This is a genomic window from Afipia sp. OHSU_II-C1 (assembly GCF_000497575.1).
Taxonomy (GTDB): Bacteria; Pseudomonadota; Alphaproteobacteria; order Rhizobiales; family Xanthobacteraceae; genus Afipia.
The window spans coordinates 253,537-274,283 of sequence record NZ_APJI01000001.1; the positions used below are offsets into that span (position 1 = coordinate 253,537).

General features: G+C 57.3%; 21 protein-coding genes. 1 reads left to right on the top strand and 20 read right to left on the bottom strand.

The window, feature by feature from the left end:
• Nucleotides 1–23 precede the first annotated feature (23 nt).
• The 15 genes from gabD to I554_RS0101185 form a co-directional block, all read right to left on the bottom strand.
• On the bottom strand, nucleotides 24–1,487 hold the full coding sequence (gene gabD / locus I554_RS0101115) for an NADP-dependent succinate-semialdehyde dehydrogenase (RefSeq protein WP_024573681.1): 1,464 nt from the start codon (nucleotides 1,485–1,487) through the stop codon (nucleotides 24–26).
• A 2-nt stretch (nucleotides 1,488–1,489) separates the two neighbouring features.
• Nucleotides 1,490–3,055: a class I adenylate-forming enzyme family protein gene (locus I554_RS0101120; protein WP_024573680.1), complete on the bottom strand. Its 1,566-nt coding sequence runs from the start codon at nucleotides 3,053–3,055 to the stop codon at nucleotides 1,490–1,492.
• Between the two features lie 23 nt (nucleotides 3,056–3,078).
• A complete protein-coding gene (locus I554_RS0101125; protein ID WP_024573679.1) occupies nucleotides 3,079–3,831 on the bottom strand; it encodes an SDR family oxidoreductase in 753 nt (250 codons plus the stop codon).
• Between the two features lie 12 nt (nucleotides 3,832–3,843).
• Nucleotides 3,844–6,252, bottom strand: a complete 2,409-nt coding sequence (locus tag I554_RS0101130; protein ID WP_244432692.1) for a xanthine dehydrogenase family protein molybdopterin-binding subunit — start codon at nucleotides 6,250–6,252, stop codon at nucleotides 3,844–3,846.
• A complete protein-coding gene (locus tag I554_RS0101135) occupies nucleotides 6,245–7,006 on the bottom strand; it encodes an N-acyl homoserine lactonase family protein (RefSeq protein WP_024573677.1) in 762 nt (253 codons plus the stop codon). The genes I554_RS0101130 and I554_RS0101135 overlap by 8 nt, the downstream gene beginning before the upstream one ends.
• Nucleotides 7,003–7,488: a (2Fe-2S)-binding protein gene (locus I554_RS0101140; RefSeq protein ID WP_024573676.1), complete on the bottom strand. Its 486-nt coding sequence runs from the start codon at nucleotides 7,486–7,488 to the stop codon at nucleotides 7,003–7,005. The genes I554_RS0101135 and I554_RS0101140 overlap by 4 nt, the downstream gene beginning before the upstream one ends.
• On the bottom strand, nucleotides 7,485–8,360 hold the full coding sequence (locus tag I554_RS0101145; protein ID WP_024573675.1) for a xanthine dehydrogenase family protein subunit M: 876 nt from the start codon (nucleotides 8,358–8,360) through the stop codon (nucleotides 7,485–7,487). Before I554_RS0101145 ends, I554_RS0101140 begins: the two co-directional genes overlap by 4 nt.
• 4 nt (nucleotides 8,361–8,364) lie before the next feature.
• Entirely contained in the window at nucleotides 8,365–9,138 is a 774-nt protein-coding gene (locus I554_RS0101150) for an enoyl-CoA hydratase-related protein (protein WP_024573674.1), read from the bottom strand.
• A 21-nt stretch (nucleotides 9,139–9,159) separates the two neighbouring features.
• The gene (locus I554_RS0101155; RefSeq protein WP_024573673.1) at nucleotides 9,160–9,654 is read right to left on the bottom strand and encodes a carbon monoxide dehydrogenase subunit G; all 495 of its coding nucleotides are present in this window, start codon (nucleotides 9,652–9,654) and stop codon (nucleotides 9,160–9,162) included.
• Between the two features lie 25 nt (nucleotides 9,655–9,679).
• Nucleotides 9,680–10,144, bottom strand: a complete 465-nt coding sequence (locus I554_RS0101160) for an acyl-CoA thioesterase (protein ID WP_024573672.1) — start codon at nucleotides 10,142–10,144, stop codon at nucleotides 9,680–9,682.
• Nucleotides 10,141–11,292, bottom strand: coding sequence for an iron-containing alcohol dehydrogenase (locus I554_RS0101165; protein WP_024573671.1), 1,152 nt, complete (start codon nucleotides 11,290–11,292; stop codon nucleotides 10,141–10,143). The genes I554_RS0101160 and I554_RS0101165 overlap by 4 nt, the downstream gene beginning before the upstream one ends.
• A gap of 127 nt (nucleotides 11,293–11,419) precedes the next feature.
• Nucleotides 11,420–12,445, bottom strand: coding sequence for a branched-chain amino acid ABC transporter permease (locus tag I554_RS0101170; RefSeq protein WP_024573670.1), 1,026 nt, complete (start codon nucleotides 12,443–12,445; stop codon nucleotides 11,420–11,422).
• 11 nt (nucleotides 12,446–12,456) lie between these two features.
• Entirely contained in the window at nucleotides 12,457–13,335 is an 879-nt protein-coding gene (locus I554_RS0101175) for a branched-chain amino acid ABC transporter permease (protein ID WP_029659827.1), read from the bottom strand.
• A gap of 8 nt (nucleotides 13,336–13,343) precedes the next feature.
• On the bottom strand, nucleotides 13,344–14,060 hold the full coding sequence (locus tag I554_RS0101180) for an ABC transporter ATP-binding protein (protein ID WP_024573668.1): 717 nt from the start codon (nucleotides 14,058–14,060) through the stop codon (nucleotides 13,344–13,346).
• 8 nt (nucleotides 14,061–14,068) lie between these two features.
• A complete protein-coding gene (locus I554_RS0101185; RefSeq protein WP_024573667.1) occupies nucleotides 14,069–14,863 on the bottom strand; it encodes an ABC transporter ATP-binding protein in 795 nt (264 codons plus the stop codon).
• A 141-nt stretch (nucleotides 14,864–15,004) separates the two neighbouring features.
• Between I554_RS0101185 and I554_RS0101190 the strand changes: the two genes are divergently transcribed.
• Nucleotides 15,005–16,219 (top strand): ABC transporter substrate-binding protein, encoded by a 1,215-nt coding sequence (locus I554_RS0101190; protein ID WP_024573666.1) that lies wholly within the window; start codon nucleotides 15,005–15,007, stop codon nucleotides 16,217–16,219.
• A gap of 13 nt (nucleotides 16,220–16,232) precedes the next feature.
• Here I554_RS0101190 and I554_RS0101195 read toward each other — a convergent pair whose 3' ends face one another.
• From I554_RS0101195 to I554_RS0101215, 5 genes are all read right to left on the bottom strand, one after another.
• On the bottom strand, nucleotides 16,233–17,288 hold the full coding sequence (locus I554_RS0101195; protein ID WP_024573665.1) for a helix-turn-helix domain-containing protein: 1,056 nt from the start codon (nucleotides 17,286–17,288) through the stop codon (nucleotides 16,233–16,235).
• Between the two features lie 128 nt (nucleotides 17,289–17,416).
• Nucleotides 17,417–18,175 carry a hypothetical protein gene (locus tag I554_RS0101200; RefSeq protein WP_024573664.1) on the bottom strand — a complete coding sequence of 253 codons (759 nt, stop codon included), beginning with the start codon at nucleotides 18,173–18,175 and terminating at the stop codon, nucleotides 17,417–17,419.
• A 47-nt stretch (nucleotides 18,176–18,222) separates the two neighbouring features.
• Entirely contained in the window at nucleotides 18,223–18,957 is a 735-nt protein-coding gene (locus I554_RS0101205; protein ID WP_024573663.1) for an ABC transporter ATP-binding protein, read from the bottom strand.
• Nucleotides 18,950–19,699, bottom strand: coding sequence for an ABC transporter ATP-binding protein (locus I554_RS0101210; protein ID WP_024573662.1), 750 nt, complete (start codon nucleotides 19,697–19,699; stop codon nucleotides 18,950–18,952). Before I554_RS0101210 ends, I554_RS0101205 begins: the two co-directional genes overlap by 8 nt.
• Nucleotides 19,692–20,627 carry a branched-chain amino acid ABC transporter permease gene (locus I554_RS0101215; protein WP_024573661.1) on the bottom strand — a complete coding sequence of 312 codons (936 nt, stop codon included), beginning with the start codon at nucleotides 20,625–20,627 and terminating at the stop codon, nucleotides 19,692–19,694. The genes I554_RS0101210 and I554_RS0101215 overlap by 8 nt, the downstream gene beginning before the upstream one ends.
• Nucleotides 20,628–20,747 lie beyond the last annotated feature (120 nt).

A 20,747-nucleotide genomic window follows, 5' to 3' on the forward strand; every position in this document is an offset into this window, starting at 1 on the left:
GAAAGCGGATCGATCCGGGCCATCTATATCCCACCCATGCAAAGGTACTTGATTTCGAGATAGTCCTCGATGCCGTACTTCGAGCCCTCGCGGCCGTTGCCGCTTTCCTTGACGCCGCCGAACGGCGCGATCTCGGTCGAGATAATACCTTCATTGATGCCGACCATGCCGTATTCGAGCGCTTCCGCGACACGCCAAACCCGGCCAATGTCGCGGCCATAAAAATAGGCCGCAAGTCCGAATTCAGTATCATTGGCCAGACGGATGGCCTCTTCCTCGGTCTTGAAACGGAAGACCGGCGCGACGGGGCCGAACGTCTCCTCACGGAAGATCAGCATGTCCGGCGTGGTGCCTGTCAGTACTGTCGGCTCGTAAAACGTTCGGCCGAGAGCATGACGCTTGCCGCCGACCGCCACCTTGGCGCCTTTTCCGGTCGCATCAGCGATATGTTCTTCGACCTTCTCGACCGCAGCCATGTTGATCAGCGGCCCGATGGTGACGCCCTCGCCGAAGCCATCGCCGACTTTCAAGCCACGCACGGCCTGGGACAATTTCTCGACAAACGCGTCGTAGATTCCGTCCTGCGCGAATATGCGATTGACGCAGACACAGGTCTGTCCGGCATTGCGATACTTCGAAGCCATCGCCCCCTTTACGGCAGCGTCGATATCCGCATCATCGAATACAATGAATGGAGCGTTGCCACCAAGTTCCATCGACGTTCGCTTCACCGTTGAAGCGCTCTGCTCCATCAGTTTCTTGCCAATCTCGGTCGAGCCGGTGAAGGTGACCTTGCGCACGATCGGATTGGAAGTCATCTCGCCGCCGATCGCAGAAGCCGACCCCGTCACCACGGAGAACACGCCCTTCGGCACGCCGGCTCTCTCGGCCAGTACCGCCAGAGCCAGCGCGGAGAGCGGCGTCTGGCTGGCAGGTTTCACCACCATGGTACAGCCGGCGGCAAGCGCCGGTCCGGCCTTGCGGGTGATCATCGCGGCCGGGAAATTCCAGGGCGTAATCGCGGCGCATACCCCGATCGGCTGCTTCAGCACCACAATCCGGCGATCCGCCGTGAACGGCGGAATCGTGTCACCGTAAACGCGCTTTCCCTCCTCCGCGAACCATTCGATGAAACTCGCCGCGTAGGCGATCTCTCCACGGCTTTCGGCAAGGGGCTTGCCCTGCTCTGCGGTCATGATGGCCGCAAGGTCTTCCTGATGGGCGATCATCAGGTCGAACCATTTGCGCAAAATCGCGGAACGCTCCTTCGCCGTCTTCGCACGCCATGCCGGCAGCGCAGCGTTTGCAAATTTAATCGCCCGCCTCGTCTCTCCGGCACCCATATTGGGGACCGACCCGACCAGATCGCCGTTCGCCGGATTGTCGACCTTGATCGTCCCGCCGCTGTCAGCAGGAATCCACTCCCCGCCAACGAAGCAGGTGTCGCGCAAAAGAGAAGGGTCTTTCAGCGTCAGTTTCGAAGTCATGGTCAGGATGCCTTGTTAACCGGAGGAACGAGCGTTTCACGCAGCTTGAATCGGATAATCTTACCCGACCCTGTCCGCGGAATCTCATCTACGAAATGCACCGAAAGTGGAACCTTGTACGACGACAGATGTCCTCGGCAATGGTCGAGGATATCTTTTGTTCCTACATCCGTTCCGGAGCGGGCAACAACGAACAATGCCGGGACCTCGCCCAAATGCTCGTGAGGAATACCGACAACAGCGCTGTCGACCACATTTTCGATCGTATTGACCACTTCCTCGATTTCGGCAGGCGCAATGTTCTGGCCGCCACGAATGATCAACTCCTTCAGCCGCCCGGTGATGGTAAGAAACCCGTCGCGATCGCTTTTTGCAAGATCTCCGGTATGATACCAGCCTTTTCGCAACGCCGATGCGGTCTCCTGCGGCTTGTTGTGATAGCCAATCATGAGGTTGGGGCCGCGTACAATCAGCTCGCCTTCGTCGCCAATTGCGACATCCTCTCCGGTTGCCGGTGAAACAATTCGTACCGCGAGACCTGCGAGCGGCAAGCCGCAAGATCCCATCACCCGAGCTCCGGTCTGCCAGTTCATCGTTACCATGGTCGATGTTTCGGTAATTCCGTAACCATCCAGCAGCTTCACACCGAAACGGGATTCGAACTCCCGATTGAGCGTCGCAGGCATGATCGCCCCGGCCGACATGCTGAGCCGCAGGTTCGGAATCCTGAGATCCGGCTCCGCCTTGGTCGCCTCGAGGAAGTAATGAAACATCGTCGGCACGCCTGGAAACAGGGTAAATTCGCCTGTCTTCAACAGACGCACCGCTTCGGTGGTCGAGTACTTGTCCATGATGTACTCGGTTGCGCCGACCGCAAGAATGCTGAGAACCGACAGATTCAGCGCATACGAGTGGAACAACGGCAGCGGCGAAAGAACGACGTCTTTCTCGGAAAGGCCTGCGACCGGCGCCCAGCATGCCGCTGTCACCCACAGCATGCTGTGAACCGAAAGAACCACCCCCTTGGCTCTACCGGTCGTGCCGGACGTATAAATAATAAAGGCAGGTTGCTCGATTGTATCCGTATCTCGCGGTTTCGATTTTGGCGCTGAGCTCGCCAGTTCTTCGTAACGTAATCCATCACCACCCTTAGAATCACGATCAACAAGGATGCAAACTCTGAGAGCCGGGACCTGCTGCCGCAATCTCGCAATTAATCCAGCTTGCTGGTCCGTGGTGATGACTGCTGAGCAGTCCGAGTCCTGTAATCGATACAAGATCTCGGATTCGGTAGCGTCATAGCTGATCGGCACACTAATTGCGCCGGCGCGATTAATCGCGAAACAGCTCTCGATCCAGGCCACCGAGTTCGGCAGGAAAATCGCAACCTTGTCGCCAGCTCGAATCCCGTTGTCAGCAAAGTGCCCGGCAAGATTTCCGGTGCGCATTGCGAGTTCGGCATAAGTTACCTTCGACGAAGCATCACAATAGGCAATCTTTGACCCGCGCGCCGTCGCGTGGCGCTGAAGCAGCACCGCAACCGGTGCAATTAAATCGGTTTGCAGCATATCCGCTCTCCCGTATCGCTTCGTCAAACCATACTGAACCCGCCGCTGATGCTGACGGTCTGTCCGGTGATCCATCCGCCATGCTTCGACGACAACAGCGTCACCATCGGCGCGATGTCCGAGGGAAAGCCGAGACGGCGCAATGGATAAAGTTTGGTCAGCTTGTCACGATTGGCATTGACCCATTCGAGGTCATGAGGGGTTTCAATCAGGCCTAGGGAGATCGTGTTTGCAGTCGTCCCGAAGCGTCCGAATTCGCGAGCGAGCGACTTCATTAGCGCAATTACGCCCGCGCGAGCGGCGGCCACGATGGCGAGACCTGATTCTCCAACGCGGGACGAGTCGCCAACCAGAGCAATGATTCGGCCGTCGCCGGCCTTCTCAAGATGTGGCGCAGCAGCTTTTGAAACATGGATCGCTCCATACAGACAGATGTTGATCTGCTTTTGCCACTCCTCCGGAGTTGTTTCGACGAAACGATTTCGAAGCGCGACGCCAGCGTTGTTGACGACGATATTCAGCCCGCCGAAATCCGACGCGATCGAGGCGACCATGGCGCTGACCTCGTCGAAACTCGCGACATCGGCCTTGTATGCCTTGGCTCGTCCGCCGCGCCTCTCGATCTCGGCGACCACAGCTTCGGCGCCGCTGCGTGATCCATTATAATTTACTGCGACCGTAGCGCCTTCCGCAGCGAGACTGAGTGCGATCTCGCGCCCCACATCACGCGCGCCGCCGGTGACAAGCGCCACCTTCCCCTTCAACTGCATGTCCATTTTTCTTGCTCCTCAAGAGTTTGCTTTTGCATTTTCGATCAGGCGAAACAGCCTCTCCGGCGTCACCGGAAGTTCAAAGACATCGATACTGAGTGGAGCCAGCGCGTCCGAAACGGCATTGGCCACCGCCGCCGGCGCTCCAATCGTTCCGCCTTCGCCCATCCCGCGGAACCCGCCCAGCGTGGTTTTGGACTCAGCCTCGATATGAACGACAGTAATCGACGGAATTTCGCTGGCAGAGGGAACGACATAATCAACGAGACTGGCGGTTACATTCTGGCCTTCGTCGTTGTAGATCACTTCCTCATAAAGCGCCGCACCGATGCCCTGCGCGACGCCGCCATGCACCTGACCATCAACAATCATCGGGTTAATGAGTTTCCCGCAATCCTCAGCAACGAGGAATCGCTCCAGCTTCACCTGATAAGTCTCAGGATCGATTTCCAGCACAGCAATATGAGATGCCGTAGCGGCCGTCCCGAACACCGGGTCATAGGTTTTCGTGGACGACAATTCTTCGCGTTGATCGCTGGGAATACGTCCCATTTCTGAATAGACCGCGCGCGCCAACTCGCGAAATGTCATGGCCCGGTCGGTACCTGCAACGACAATCCTTCCGTCCTCGACCGTCAGGTCTGCTGCCGAGGTTTCCAGGAGATGCGATGCGGCGCGCAGCACCTTCTCCTTGACGTCCTGCGCTGCGAGCGTCGCGGCACCACCAGCAAGTACCGCACTACGGCTTGCATAAGAGCCTGTTGCATTCGGAACAGCGGCGCTGTCGCCTTGAACGACGCGAATATCCTGCAGCCGCGCTCCAAGGTGCTCAGCCACGACTTGGGCAAACGTCGTTTCATGCCCCTGCCCGTGAGCTGCCGTGCCAACAGCAACGGTCACAGCGCCGGTGGAATCGATCATTATCTTGGCTGTTTCAGTTCCCGTATTGATCGGCATGCCCGGCGCGACAGAAATACGCGAGCCAATGCCTGTCAATTCGGCGTAGCATGCCATACCGATGCCGAACCATCGGCCTTCGGCCCGCGCTTTAACCTGACGCGCACGCAACGCGGCGTAGCCGATCGTCTCGCAAGCTGCCTCAAGACACTCCGTAAAGCTGCATTGATCCCAGACAATACCAGAGCCGATCCTGTGCGGAAACTCGTCAGGCTGAATCATGTTCTTCAGCCGAAGGGATTTCGGATCAACGCCCAATTTGCGCGCGGCCATATCCATCAGGCGTTCGGTCACGAATGTCGATGCAGGACGGCCGACGCCGCGATATGGCCCCATCGGCGGCTTCGAGGTTGCCACTCCCCGCACACGGCCACGATAGTGCTGGATCTTGTATGGCCCAGGCAAGAAGCTCACCACCTGAACCGGCTCAAGCACAGCCGTCCATGGGTAAATCGAATACGCCCCGACATCGCCGATAACGTCAGCACGCAACGCAACCGCAAGGCCATCTTGGTCGAAGCCGAGCTCGGCCTCCATGATCTCATCGAAACCCTGACTTGTCGCAGCAAGATCTTCGAGACGATCGCTTGTCCATTTTACCGCGCAAGCTAGATGGCGCGCTGCGAAGGTGACGAAGAGCTCTTCAGGATAAAGCGATGCCTTACCGCCAAATCCGCCACCAACGTCCGGTGCAATAACGCGCAGCCGATTGCCTGGCATGTCGAGCGCTTCCGACAACGCATCCCGTATAATTCCTGGAATCTGCGTCGCCGAATAGAGAGTGATGGCGTCCTGCCCGGCCGAATACTCGGCGACGTACGAGCGATTTTCCATTGCGAGCGGTGTCTTTCGCCGCATCCGAAAGCGACCTGACACGCGAACAGCCGCTTTCTCCATCTCCGCATCGACATCGCCGCGCTTGAATTCACGAGAAAGCAAAACGTTCGTGCCGATACTTTCATGCAGCAGCGGCGCATCTGACTGAGCAGCAGATTCGGGGTCTATCACGATCGGAAGAGCCTCGAAATCGATCTCGACCAGCTCGATAGCATCCTCCGCGAGATACCTACTCTCGGCGACCACCGCGACGACAGGCTCCCCGACGTAGCGAACCTTTCCCTGAGCAAGCGCGACCAGCGGGGTGGCGTGATAATTCGCCATGCGGGATGTTGCGAGAAGCGGCTTGATCTTCCCCTCTAAGTCCGCACCGGTAAATACGGCAATCACGCCTGGCGACCGAAGCGCCGCCTCGCAGTCTATTGAGCGAATACGAGCGTGAGAATGATCGCTTCGCCGAAACGCGACGTGAAGCATTCCCGCCGACTGCCGGTCGTCGACGTAGCTACCATTCCCCGTCAGAAGACGCGGATCTTCCGTGCGCTTCACGCGTGCACCGACCATCTTCGGTCGCGCCGCAAGATCCTCGACGTCTCGCATGTCCTTTCTGGAGGTCCGAACCTTGTCAGTCATACGCGTCAGGTCCCTTGCGCAGTTGATTCCACTGCGCGCTATCGTGACTACATATGACGGTTGCGCCTCCGGATTCGATCTTGCGGACTTCGGCGAATGATCTCAAAAATAATTCGGGATTTTTGGTATTACGCGGGACGGCATCCGTATCGAGATTGGCGCGAATACTCACCGCATCCGAAGTCAACAGAAACTCGCCGCTCCGGTCGAGCTTGACCAATGCGCCGACCGTCCCTGGCGTATGTCCTGGCAGCGGAATCAAGGTGATCTTTCCGTCGCCAAAAATATCCGTTTGCTTGTCAATGACGTTCAGAGGGATCGGATGATCCCAGTCAATCGCAAGATAGCCGTTACTCACCGCATCCGGGGCCTTCGCCGCTTCAAGCTCAAGGGCGTGAACAAAGATCGTGGCTTTCTTGAAGAATTCATTGCAGCCGCAGTGGTCGGTATGAAAGTGCGAGCAAACCACAACATCGACATCGTCGGCCCCCAGCCCGACAGACTTAAGGCCACTGAGGACGTGTTCACCGGGCGGCATGACAGGTGTCATGAATTTCGCGAGCCCGCCCAGCCGCGCCACAGGGTTCTCAGCCACTTGCGGATGACATCCTGTATCAAATAGTACATTCCCCTGGACGTGCCGCATCAGCATGCAGGACACCGGCAGATCAATCATTTCGCTACGATCAGCATCCGGAAAATAGGTGCTCCTTTTCATTCGAAGACGACCACCAGACAAAACATGCATCTTCATGACGTCTTCTCCTTCAGCGCAACTGACGCCGAGCGCACAGCACGAACGATGTTCTCATAGCCGGTGCAACGGCAAAGATTTCCCGACAGGCCTTCGCGAATATCTTCCTCCGTCGCAAGAGGATGCTTGGCGATCAAATCCTTTGCCGTCATCAGCATACCCGGCGTACAAAAGCCGCACTGCAGGGCGTGATGCTCCTGAAATGCGTTTTGGATCGCACCCATGTTATGAATGGTCCCAAGGCCTTCGACGGTTTCGACCTCGCAACCATCCACCTGAACCGCCAGCAGGAGACATGATCGCACACTGTCGCCGTTCACAATGATTGTGCACGCACCGCAGACTCCATGTTCGCATCCGACATGGGTTCCGGTCAGTGCGAGCGTACTTCGCAAAAAATCCGCCAGCAGCAGGCGCGGCTCGACGCTCCTCTCGTGCACAACGCCGTTCACCGTCACCGTGATACTGCGAGAAATGGTCATGCAACCGCCCTCCCGGCGCGTTGCCATGCCGACAGAAGCGCGCGACGCGCCAGCACACCAACGAGATGACGCCGATAATCCGATGATGCGTGCAGGTCCGTGTTAGGTTCGACGGCCGCCCGGATCAAGGCCACGGCTTCGTCCAGCAATTCGTCGGACAATTTTTGGCCGGCAAGAAGACCCTCGGCATCGGACGCACGCATTGCTGTCTCACCAACCCCCATCATCCCGATCCGTACTTCTTCTACCGCATCATCGACCAGTGAAATCGTCGCTGCGACACAGGCGAGCGCGAAGTCGCCGGATCGCCGGGCCACTTCCTCGAATCCCCAGCCAGTTTTCCGCGGCAACTTCGGAAACTCGATGTCAGTCAAAAGATCATCGTCAGCCAAATTCGTAGTCAGCGCGCCGAGAAAGAAATCGACCGGATCGACGGTCCGTCGGCCGGTGCTCGATGTGATACCCAGCCTTGCATTGAGTAATAATGACATCATCGGCAACTCGGCGGCCGGATCTGCATGAGACAGGCTACCGCCAATCGTGCCACGATTGCGGATAGCGAGGTGAGCGACAAAGGTCATCGCCTCATGCAACACGGGAAAATGTTCGGCAACAATGGGCGATGTTTCGAGCGTGACGTGGCGTGTCAAGGCGCCGACTCTAATCGACCCCCCGCAATCCTCGACGCCTGCAAGACCGGGAATTCGATTGATATCGACCAGCACCGAAGGCCGAAGCAGACGGAAGTTGAGCATCGGCACAAGACTTTGACCGCCAGCGATAATCTTGCCGTCCCCGCCCGCAGCCGCAAGTGCAGACACTGCTACTTCCACACTATCGGCGACGACATAATCGAAGGCGGCGGGCTTCATCTGCTCAGCGCCCCTTGAATATCGCTGGACGTTTCTCAGCGAAGGCTCTGCGACCTTCCTCGTAGTCCTCGCTCGCGGAAACTCGATCGATAAAGCTTTGTGCAGCCTTCGTGTCCAGTGCGCCTTGCCCCATTGTCAGATCTGTCAGGATCAACTTCGCTCCGGCCACCGACAAAGGAGCCAACATGGCGATGCTGGCCGCAAAGACCTTGGCATCACGCATCGGGTTGTCCGATACGCGATCCGAGAAACCCATCTTCTCAGCTTCAGCCGCTCCAAACCGCTCGGCGCTGTAGAGAATGCGCTTCGCATTGGTGAGTCCGACCAGCGACAAGAGGCGCTGTGTACTGCGAATACCGTAAACGATCGACAGCTTTGCCGCCGGAATACCTATTGACGCATCAGAATGCGTAAATCGGAAGTCACACGCCATCGACAGGTGACATCCCCCGCCAAGACAATAACCTTCGATAACCGCGATCACCGGCTTTGGTACACCCGCGATAGCATCCGATGACGCATCGACGGCGACTTCATACGCGGCGCTGCTTTCGACGTTCGAACGAACTGCGGCGAACTCCGAGACGTCCGCGCCCACACTAAAGTTGCCGCCAGCCCCTGTAAGGACAATAGCTCGCACGGTTGGAGCGCGACCGAGTTCACTGAAAATTCGAGCCACGTCGCGCCACATCGCAAGCGTCATGGCATTGCGTTCAGCCGGCCTGTTCAGCCTGACCACGGCAACCGCGTCATCATTCGTGACCTCGATGTTTGCCAACGTCTCTCTCCTGCGGGCGATCTAGATTGCTGCCCGGCTTCCCTTGTTTGCTTCATTCCCGGACTCTTCCGGGGTGCTGCTAACCAGTTCCCCAAACCGATCGAAGAATTGTCCGGCAAGCTTCTTCGCTGTCGAATCAATCAGCCGCGCGCCAAGCTGCGCGATCTTGCCACCAACCTTTGCCTGGACTTCATAGTGAAGGACGGTATGGGTTGAATCCAGCGCTTCGAGTCTGACAGTGGCACCTCCCTCGGCAAAGCCGGCAATGCCACCCTGCCCCTGACCCTTGATGGTATAGCCTTCCAGCGGGATGATATCGGAGAGCGTGACGCGGCCGAGAAACTTGGCCTTGATTGGCCCCACCTTCAGGACAACCGATGCCGAGAAGTCCGTTTCCGACGTCATATCAAGCGCCTCGCAACCCGGGATGGCCTGCTTAAGAATACCGGGGTCGTTAAGCGCCGCCCAGACATCGGCCTGTGAAGCATTCAGAGTCGTTTGTCCCGACATTTCCATGCGATTACTCCTTCAACGCCCTCAGCTATTCGGCGGCCGCCGAATGCACGCCGGCAATGAGCAGCGGTGCAACCGCCAGCCTCACAGCCTCCGGCAAGGTGACAGGCCTGCTGCTCACACGATCGACATAGACATGCACGAAATGTCCTTGAGCAGATGCAACACTCTCGTCGTCCTTGAAGAGGCCGATTTCATAGCGAATACTACTGTTACCCTGATGCCCGACGCGCAGACCAGCATTGATCTTCGAAGGGAAAGCAATCGACTTGAAGAAACGGCAGGTGGTTTCAGCGACAAGGCCAATCACCGGACTCTTCTCGATATCGAGCGCTCCCCTTTCGATAAGATACTGGCAGACAAGCGTGTCGAAGAACGAATAGTACGTCGTGTTGTTCATGTGGCGATAGACATCGTTGTCCATCCAACGCGTCGTCATGACCTGAAAGTGAACATACCCGCTACGTAATTCAGGCCTGGCTCGCGCCGTCATAACGATGCCTCATAGATCGCGAGCGCATCAGCGTGGGTGACTTCGCGAGGGTTGTTGACCAGAAGGCGCGTCTGCTTCATCGCATCGTCGGCAAGCATTGCCACATCCGTCTGCGCGATTCCGACATCGCGCAGACGCGTGGGGAGCCCGAGTTCGACCGGAAGATTGGATAGCATTTTTACAAGCGCCCTTGTCCGATCGGGCGCGCCTCCGGTCGCCTGCGGCGTCAGAATAGCAGCGAGCTCGCCGTAGTAAGCCTCCGCGGAGCTCGCATTGAATTGGATAACCTGCGGCAACACCAAGGAGTTCGACAGCCCGTGCGGGACGTGGAATCGCGCACCAACCGGATAAGCCAACGCATGCACAGCCGCCACCGGCGCGTTCGCAAATGCCATTCCGGCGAGCATCGAGCCGAGGAGCATATTGTGGCGCGCATCGCGATTAGTCCCGTTATGGCAAACCTCATAGATATTTGCCCCAAGAAGCCTGAGGGCTTCGCGGGCCAATGCATCGGACAGCGGATTCTTCAGCCGCTTGCTGGTGTAGGCTTCGATAGCGTGAACCATCGCGTCAATGCCGGTAGCGGCTGTTACCGCTGGAGGCAATCCGAGCGTCAACTCCGCATCCAGGACCGCCCAATCGGGCAACAAGATGGGAGATACGACACCCTTCTTTTCCCCTTCACCGGTGGTCACGATTGAAATCGGCGTCACCTCCGAACCAGTGCCGGCCGTGGTGGGCGCGAGCACCAGAGGCAGACGCGGACCTTTCGCTATGCCGACACCGTAAATGTCCGCAAGTTTTTCCTGCCCTACCGCCAGCAATGCAACCAGCTTGGCGACGTCCATCGAACTACCGCCGCCGATTGAAACCACGCCGTCGACTTTCGCCTCCATCGCCAGCTTGACCGCAGCATTGATCACGTGAACCGGAGGATCCGCTTCCACATCGGTGAACAGCGTGACAGCAACGCCCTGCTGTTCCAGCCCATGCAATCCAGCCTGCAGCAATCCCGCCGATTTGACACCAGCATCAGTGACCAGAAGCACGGACTTGCATCCAAGGCCCTTGGCGAGTTCGCCGATACGCGACGAACTCCCCGGCTCGACCAGGATTGATTTTGTTGACTGAAAAACAAACCCTTGCACCGCAAGCTCCGTTTTACGTTCGCGAAGATCGCCGCTCTACCAGAGACCAGCTCGCAGAAATGACCGCTCCGAGTGGCGAGCCGTTATGGGGCTTCTTCATCTCAGGATAGTAACTTGCATAACTAGACTAATTTTCAGAGGTGATGTCAACTCGGTTGAATGCGTTTTCAGCATTCTCCTGCGGAACCCGGTTGATCTTCGCGGCTGCGAAAGCCGCATTGATTTCTCCAACGATCCCGCGCCGGAAAAGCATGACGCAGATCATGAAAATCAGTCCGATGACGATCGGGACTTTGCTCGAGAGGTCGACTGCAAGAGGTCCCACTTGAACCACACCGAGGCTGGCGAGCTTGCTTTCGAGGGTCACAACCAGGATCGCGCCGACGATAGGCCCAAGAGGCGTTCCCAATCCGCCGAGCAGACACATCAGGATGACGTTTCCAGACTGGGTCCAATGTGCATCAGGCAGCCCCGCAAACCCTAGGGTCAGGGCCTTCAGGCCGCCCGCAAGACCTGCGACCGCTGCGGACATCGTGAATGCCGATAGTTTATAACTCTGAACATCGTAGCCCAGTGAAATGGCCCGCGGCTCGTTATCGCGAATGGCAAGAAGCACCTGCCCGAAGGGTGCTTCCATGATCCGCTGAAATCCCCAGACTGCAAGAAGCATCACCACGAGTGAGAACGCATACATTGCGTGGTCATTTGAAAGATCGAACAGTCCGAACAGGGCGCGTCGCGGAATCCGCTGAAGACCATCTTCCGCACCGGTAAAAGGCGCCTGTACGCAAATGAAATAGATCATCTGCGCAAGCGCCAGCGTGATCATGGCAAAGTAGATCCCTTGCCTCCGGATGGCCATTCCGCCCATGACTGCACCGAGCACAACGCCAATGATAAGGCTAACTCCCAGCGCAAGCTCCGGCGTGAAGCCCCAGGATTTGGTTACGTAACCCGCCGCATACGCACCAAAGCCAAAGAAAGCGGCATGACCGATCGAGAGAAGCCCCACATTTCCCGTAAAGAAATTGAATGCCACCGCGAATAGCGCGAACGCCACGCACTTCATCAGAAACTGCGCATACAGGCCCGCAAATGGCGCAAGGATGCCGACAGCGGCCAGACCGAGGAACAGAATGGTCGACGATTTCATGTTCATGGTGCTCACGCTTCACGCCCAAACAGCCCGGCAGGCCTGACAAGCAGAACAAGCGCCATGACAATGAACACGATTGTCGATGACACTTCCGGATAGAATACCTTCGAGAGACCTTCGATCACGCCGAGCGCGAGGCCTGTCGCAATCGCACCGGCTGTCGATCCCAGCCCGCCAACGACCACCACCGCAAACGTGATGATCAGGATGTTCGACCCCATCAGCGGCTGGACTTGATAGATCGGCGCGGCCAGCACGCCGGCGAAAGCCGCCAACGCTGCGCCAAGCGCATAGACGAAAGTCACCATCAATGGGACGTTTATTCCGAGAGCCTGTACCAGCCGCGCATTCTCTGTGCCTGCGCGCAAATACGATCCAAGCCTCGTTTTCTCGATGAGGAACCAGATAACGAGGCAGACAAACAGAGAAACACCGACGATCCATATCCGATAGATCGGCATTCTCATAAAGCCGAGGTCGACCAGCCCGCGCAGCGCCTGAGGCGTTTGATAAGGAAGGCCCGCAGAGCCATAGATGTCGCGAAAAATCCCTTCAAGCACTAGCGCAAGTCCGAACGTAAACAACAGGCCGTAGAGATGATCGAGGCCAGCCAACCGACGCAGCAGAAGTCGCTCGATCAACACTCCAAATCCGCCAATTACAATTGGCACGAGAAACAATGACCACCAGTAGTTGATGCCAAACTTTTGCATAGCGAGATAGACGCCAAATGCGCCGAGCATATAGAGCGCGCCGTGAGCAAAGTTGATGATGTTGAGCAATCCAAAAATCAACGCGAGACCGAGGCTCAGAATCGCGTAGAAGCAGCCGTTCACGAGACCAATCGTGATCTGACCGAGCAGAACTTGTGCGGGAATGTCAAACATCGCGATTCTCAAACCCCCAGGCTTCGATCGACGAGCTCGGCCTTCGCTTCAAGCTCGGCCGCAGTTAACCGCATCGTGATGTCGCCGTGCTCCACGACCAGAAATCTGTCCGCGAGCGGCGCCGCGAAATACTTGTTCTGCTCAACGAGAAGGATCGTGTAACCGCGAGACTTCAGTTCGGTGATAAGATCGAAAAGGCGATCAACGATTACCGGGGCAAGCCCCTCGGATATCTCGTCGAGCAGCAATAGCCTGGCACCGGTGCGCAAGATTCGCGCGATCGCCAGCATCTGCTGCTCGCCCCCTGAAAGCCTTGTTCCAGGTATGCTCCGGCGTTCGGCAAGATTGGGAAGCAAAGAGTAGATTTCATCGAGGGCCATACCGCCCTCGGACTGCTTGGGCGGTAACAGCAAGTTTTCTTCACAAGACAGACTGGCGAAGATGCCGCGCTCTTCAGGACAGTAACCGACGCCCATGCGGGCAATCATGTGAGGCGCGAGACGAATGGTGTCCTTGCCGCCGATTCGGATTGATCCCTGCCGCTTGTCGATCAACCCGACGATTGCGCGTAGCGTTGTCGTGCGACCGCTCCCGTTGCGGCCGAGAAGTGCAACCACCTCGCCGCGCTGCAGGGAAAACGACATACCGTGAAGAACATGCGACTCGCCGTACCAGGCCTGTAGCTTGTCTATAGCAAGAATTTCGCCAGCAGCTGGTCCTTTCATGTCCCCACTCACGACGCTTTTCCCGCCGTACGCGAACGTGAGCCTAGGTAGGATTCGATCACCTGCGGATTGCTGGACACCTCGTGGTAAGGTCCTTCAGCAATGATTTCACCACGGCGCAGCACGCTGATCCGGTCGGCAATTCGTGCAACCATTTTCATGTTGTGCTCGACCATGACGACCGTGCGGCCAATCGCCGCTTGCTTGATGAGGTCCGTGACGCGCTCAACATCCTCATGTCCCAGTCCCTGAGTAGGCTCGTCGAGAAGCATGACCTTCGGTTCGGTCGCTAGCGTCGTCGCGAGTTCGAGCGCCCGCTTACGGCCGTAAGCCAGGTCTCCAGCGCGGGTTTGCGCGAACGCACTCAGATCAACTTGACCGAGCAGACCGCAAATGCGCTCGGACATGTCGTCGGGCCGGAGTCCGCCCCGCCAGAATTTCGAGGGCGATACAAACCTCTGCTGAAGTGCGATTGCGATGTTCTCGCTGACCGAAAGATGCGGAAAAACCGCTGATATCTGGAATGATCGTACAAGACCGAGGCGAGCAAGCGCAGCTGGCTGCTCCGTCGTCACATCGGCCCCTTCCAGCCGGATGCGGCCTGATGTTGGGACCAGAAACTTGGTCAGCAGATTAAAAACTGTCGTTTTACCTGCTCCGTTTGGACCAATCAGCGCGTGAATCGTGCCGCGACGAATGTCGAGGTCAACGCTGTTGACGGCAACATAACCGCGGAATTCCTTTCGCAGCCCGCGCGCTTCGAGAACCACATCGACATCCGCATGATGCGACGCTTCCTTCATCGGGACCATCTCCTCCGAAATTTTTGTGCGTCGCAATGACATTGAGCTTCGCGAGCCTGTTGACATCGTCATATCAAATTAGTCTAGTTATGCAAGCCTGTCGATCAGGTAAGTCTCGAACAAAAAGAGGGAGGAGCAACAATGAGCAAGGTGGCCATGACGCTTGCCGCAAGTATGAGTTTGGCAAGCCCGGCGTATGCACAGACTGCGAACGTCTCTGACGACGTCGTCAGAATCGGCGTGATGACCGACATGTCCGGCCAGTTTTCCCATGAGTCCGGGGAAGGATCGGTGACTGCCGTGAAGATGGCGGTCGAAGATTTTGGCGGAAAGGTTCTCGGCAAACCTATCGAGGTGGTCGTCGCCGATCACCAGAACCGCAATGAAGTGGCAATCGCGAAGGCTCGTGAATGGTACGACGTCGCCAAAGTCGACCTGATCGCAAACCTGATAAACTCATCGATTGCGCTTGCGGTGACTAACGTCGCACAAGAGAAAAATCGCATTGCGATCGTCAACGGGTCGGGTTCGTCACGGCTCACCAACGATTCCTGCACGCCGAACAGCATCCACTACGCGTATGACACCTACGCCCTGGCTCAGGGGACAGGAAAAGCACTTATCAAGGAAGGTCTGAATTCGTGGTACTTTCTGACGGCAGACTACGCGTTCGGCCATGCGCTTGAGGGCGACACATCGAATGTAGTGAAGGCAAACGGCGGCACGGTCGTTGGTTCGATCCGATATCCCATTGATACGGCCGACCACTCGTCATTTCTGCTTCAGGCGCAGGCTTCAAAGTCCAAGGTTGTTGCCGTTGCCGGCTCCGGAACAACGTTCATCAACGCGGTTAAATCGGCCAAGGATTTCGGTCTCACCGACGGCGGAAAGCAAACCATCGCGGGATTGCTAGTCTGGATTACCGATATCGATTCGATGGGCCTGACGACGGCACAGGGTCTCGTCCTGACCAATGCTTTCTATTGGGATCGCGATGAAGAAACCCGGGCATTCTCCAAACGCTTTTTCGCGAAGATGAAGCGCATGCCGCATATGGGTGACGCCGGCGACTACTCGTCGACGATGCATTACCTGAATGCAATCAAAGCTTCCGGTACCGACGACGCCAAGACAGTGATGGCCAAGATGCGCGAGATGCCGGTGAACGACTTTTTTGCGAAGAATGGTCGCGTTCGCGAGGATGGCCGCTTCCTGCACGACATGTACGTCTATGAAGTCAAGAAACCCTCTGAATCAAAATACGCATGGGACTACTACAAGCTCCGCGCCGTCGTTCCGGGGGAGGAAGCTTTTCGACCCCTCTCGGAAAGCAAGTGTCCGCTGATCAAGAAGTAAAACAAACCATCGCTCAGACGCGGCCGGGCACCGCCCGGCCGCTCTTCGTGCCGCCGAACTTGTCCGGATCGTAACGCATGCGATATTTCATCGATGTCGCATGAATTGGTTCTCCGCATCGATTGCAGATGACAGTCGGCGTAAAATCCTTGCCGCATTCCAGATGCTTGAGAATAAGCGGTGGCTTGCCATCGGCGCGCCACCGGTCGCCCCAAGCCATCATCATGATTAATGGGCCGTAAAGATCCATTCCCATCGGAGTCAGCAGATACTCAAATCTTTCCGGTAACGACTGGTACTTCCGTTTCTTGAAAACCCCGCGTTCAACGAGCCGCGCAAGACGGTCCGTGAGGATATTTGAGGCAATGTTCAGCTCTGTTTGGAGCTTGTCGAAGCGCCTGGCGCCGAAGAAAGCTTCACGAATAACAAGAAAACTCCAGCGATCGCCGATCACCTCAAGTGACCGGGACACCGAGCTCGGTCGCCCGCGCATAAAGTCGTCGGCCGCCCGGCGCGACCGTCGAGAAGGTTCGACCCGTGTCTTCCCCGCTCCCGGCCCGTCGCGATAGCTGACGCCCCGCGCGACAACACGTTGATGACAGCAAGAGCACGATACGAATGGCTTGCTGACGCAATTGCAACCTTCGTGAATAAGCTGAAGCGGCGCTCCTTTTGGATCGGCCAGCCATCGATCACCAAACTGCATGAGAGCCATGAAGGTGGGATAAAGGTCGATACCGGATTTCGTCAGCTTGTATTCGACGCGACTCGATGTCTCGGAATAGCTGATTTCCCGGAAAATCCCCTCACGTGTCAAACGCCGAAGACGGTCTGTCAGGGTTGCCCGGGAAATTTCGAGAGCTGAGCGAAATTCCTCGAACCGCCGGGCTCCGAAAAATGCCTCCCGGATTACAAGAAACGCCCAGGCATCCGAAAGAATACCGACCGTCCGGGCGACCGAACAGTTCCGTTCGGTCAATACCGGCTGCTTCTGAATGACCCGGGCGGGCGGTACGGCTTTAGCGACCTTGGGCCGCCTTCCCTGCTTTGTCGCAGTCGCCAGCCGCATAATTCCGTCCCGAACCTAAAACTTGATCGCTGGATACCGGCATAACCCATGCAAATGAGCCGCCACTCGCAAAGAGTTTGACGGTATCCGAGCGCGTTCGTCAAGGTCCGTAGTCCATCAACACAGGCTCACACTTCTATGATGCGCTCCACGTGCACACGTCGGCAGTCCATTTCATATTCGAGATCCTGCACCGGCGGCCGATTGAGATGCCATGTCAGGCCTTGTCTGAAAATTCCGCGCTTTCCGATCTCAGTTTCAATGAACGGAAAGATGTCGTGGACGGTGTAAAGCTGCGTCGCGGTTACCTGGCTCCAGTCTCCGCCAAACGCGCTCATGCGCCGCTCCATCTCACCCAGAACCCACTTCGCTTTCTCCAGCATCGCCGCTGGAGAAATATCGCCGAGCCGGACGGCATGATCGCGGTAATTTCCTTTACCCTCCGGCGCTTCTCCACTTCCAGCGACCACAAAAGATGTTGGCGCATTCACAGCAGGGACCGCATAGGTGAAGGCGTAAAAGCCCGGCTCCGACGGCGGGTCGATTTTCGGGCAGACATTGCTGCGCGCCACAGGATTTGCGGCACCATCCTGCATCACCCCCCAAGTCTTCAAGGTGCCTGTGTATTCTTCGTTGAACTTGACGAAACCGCTCTCCGTAAACGGCGCGGGCGAACGGAGCTCACAAGCAGCGAATGCACTCAAGGGGCGACCGGCATCTTTCAAAATCTGCGCGATGCGCTCAAATCCCTGACGCAGCGGCACCGGCTTGGTGAACCGTACGCGCTCGAGCGCAAAGCCGGGAAGCGCCGCAACACCAGCAGAATATTGGCTGACGCCCGGCATAAAACGATAGCCACCATTGGGCGCTTCGACAGTCTTGATCATGTTGCCTCTTCTTGCTTTTCCAAATGGAATTTGTCGGTTGACTGGAGCTATTCTTCAAGAACGCCGAGATAGGCGTCGCGAATGATCGGATCTGCCAGCAACTCCGCACCCGAACCCGATCTGACGATCCGGCCCATGTCCATGACGAAGGCCGCGTCGCACAAATCCAGTGCCGTCGTCACATCCTGCTCCACCAGCAGGATGGACATTCCCTCGGCGTTGAGGGTACGTAGCGCAGCAACAAGCTGCTCCACCAGCAATGGCGAGAGCCCTAACGACAGTTCGTCAATCATCAGCAGCTTCGGCGCGCTCATGAGACCGCGTCCAATTGCGCACATCTGCTGCTCGCCACCGGAGAGCGTCGCTGCCGCCTGATTGCGGCGCTCAGACAATTTCGGAAACGTTGTATAAACCCTGTCCATGTCGCGACTGATTTCAGCGCGCGAGGCTGTGCGCGAATATGCCCCCATCAGGAGATTGTCCTCGATGCTCATCGCACCAAATAATCGTCGCCCTTCCGGCACATGAACAATGCCGTGCGAGAGGATCGCCGCCGCCGTCGCGCCCGCCAGATTTTCGCCCTCCGATCGATATGAGCCCGACTGCACCGGAATAAGGCCTGACAGCGCTCGCATAAGGGTCGTCTTGCCCGCGCCATTTGAGCCGATCAGCGCCGTGATCTCCCCCCTGCGCACCGAAAGATCGATTCCCCAGAGCACCTGAACTTCGCCATAACCGGCACGAAGACCCTGCAATTCGAGAATGAGAGCCTGCTTAACCATGGGAAGCAGCCCTCTGGGCATACTGCTGGCCGAGATAGGCTTCGACCACCGCAGGGTTCTTGATCACATCGCGCGGTAGCCCGTCCGCAATGAGCTTCCCATTGTGCAGCACGACGATCCGCGTACAGACATTAAGCACAACCTTCATCAGGTGCTCGATCATCACAATCGTAATGCCGCTGGCTGCAAGTTCGTGGATCAGACGCGTTGCGCGTTCGACTTCCGCGCTGTTCAATCCGGCATTGACCTCATCCAGAAACAGCAGCTTTGGCTTCATCGCCAGCGCCTTTGCCAGTTCGAGGCGCTTGCGCATTGCCAGAGTCAAGGTCGCAGCCGGCTGACTGGATTGCGCTTCCAGGCCAACAAATGCCAGGCGCTCGCGGGCAGACTCGCGCGCAGACTTCAGGCTTTCGTTAGGTTGCGAAAACAGTGCCGCAGCAGCCACATTGTCAAGCGCGGAGAGCTCCGCGAAGGGTTGCACGATCTGAAAAGTGCGCGACAGTCCGAGACGTGCGGACTGATAGGTCTTTACACGCGTAATGTCCTGTCCTGCGAAAGTCACTGTCCCGGAGCTGGCCGGTGTTACACCAGTCACCACATTAACGAGTGTCGTCTTGCCGGCACCGTTCGGCCCGATCAGTCCGAGCACCTCGCCCTTTGCAATACCGAGCGACACATCGCTCAGCGCCTTGAGGCCGCTGAAATGACGCGAGACGGACTGCAATCTGAGTATTTCAGACACGCTTCGGCCTCCATGATAGCAACCGATCGCGCAGCGACATCAGTCCGTGCGGAAGGAACAGCAGCAGCGCCACGATCAGAACGCCAAGCACGCCGCTATGAATCTGGATGTAGTTACGCCAAACCACCTCCTCCAATCCGAGGTAGACCAGCGCACCAATAACGACCCCAAGCGGCGATCCGAGTCCTCCGATCAACGCCATCACAATCGGTTTTACCGAGTAAAGAATGTCGAACACATCGGAGGGATCGATGTAATGAACCCACGCAGCGTAGATGCCGCCGGCAGCGCTGACGAAACATGCTGACAGACCGAATGCGATACTCTTGTAGAGCGTGGCATTGAGTCCGATCATGTTGGCGGCGGTCTCATTCTGCCGGATGCAGACCAGCCCAAAACCGAGCTTTGATCCTGCAACGGCGATGACCATCAAGGCTGTCCCCAGCAACAATGCCCACATCGCATAGAAGAAGAACGTCGCATCCGACAGCACTCCAGCCGCAGACGTCAAAGGAATATTCAGGCCCATACCCCCGCCGGTGAGATCCGTGGCATTGTTGACAAGCTCGCGAAACACCTCGATCAGCGAGAGGCTGGCAATTGCAAAGTAGTGTCCACGCAAGCGCAGCAGCGCGGCTCCAAGCAGGCTCGCAACAACGAACGATGCGACCCATGCAGCGGCCACTGCAACACCAAGGGATACGCCGCGCGACATCAGGACACCCGTTGTGTAGGCGCCCAAACCGAAAAAAGCTGCAGTCGCAAACGATGGATAGCCTGCGAAACCACCGACGATGTTCCATGACAATGCAAGGATCGCGTACATGCAGGCGATCGTGCCAAGCCGCAGCGCATAAGCACCGCCGAAAATCGGCAGCGCAGCGATGCAGGCCACCAGCACAAGCAGAATCAGATTTGACCGGGTCATTCGAAGCCCTTCCGACCAAGCAGGCCCTGAGGGCGGACGATCAGGAAGATGATCAGCAAGACGAACGACAAGGTGGTTGCATGCGCCGGACCGATTGACCGGCCCCCACTGAGTGGTCCG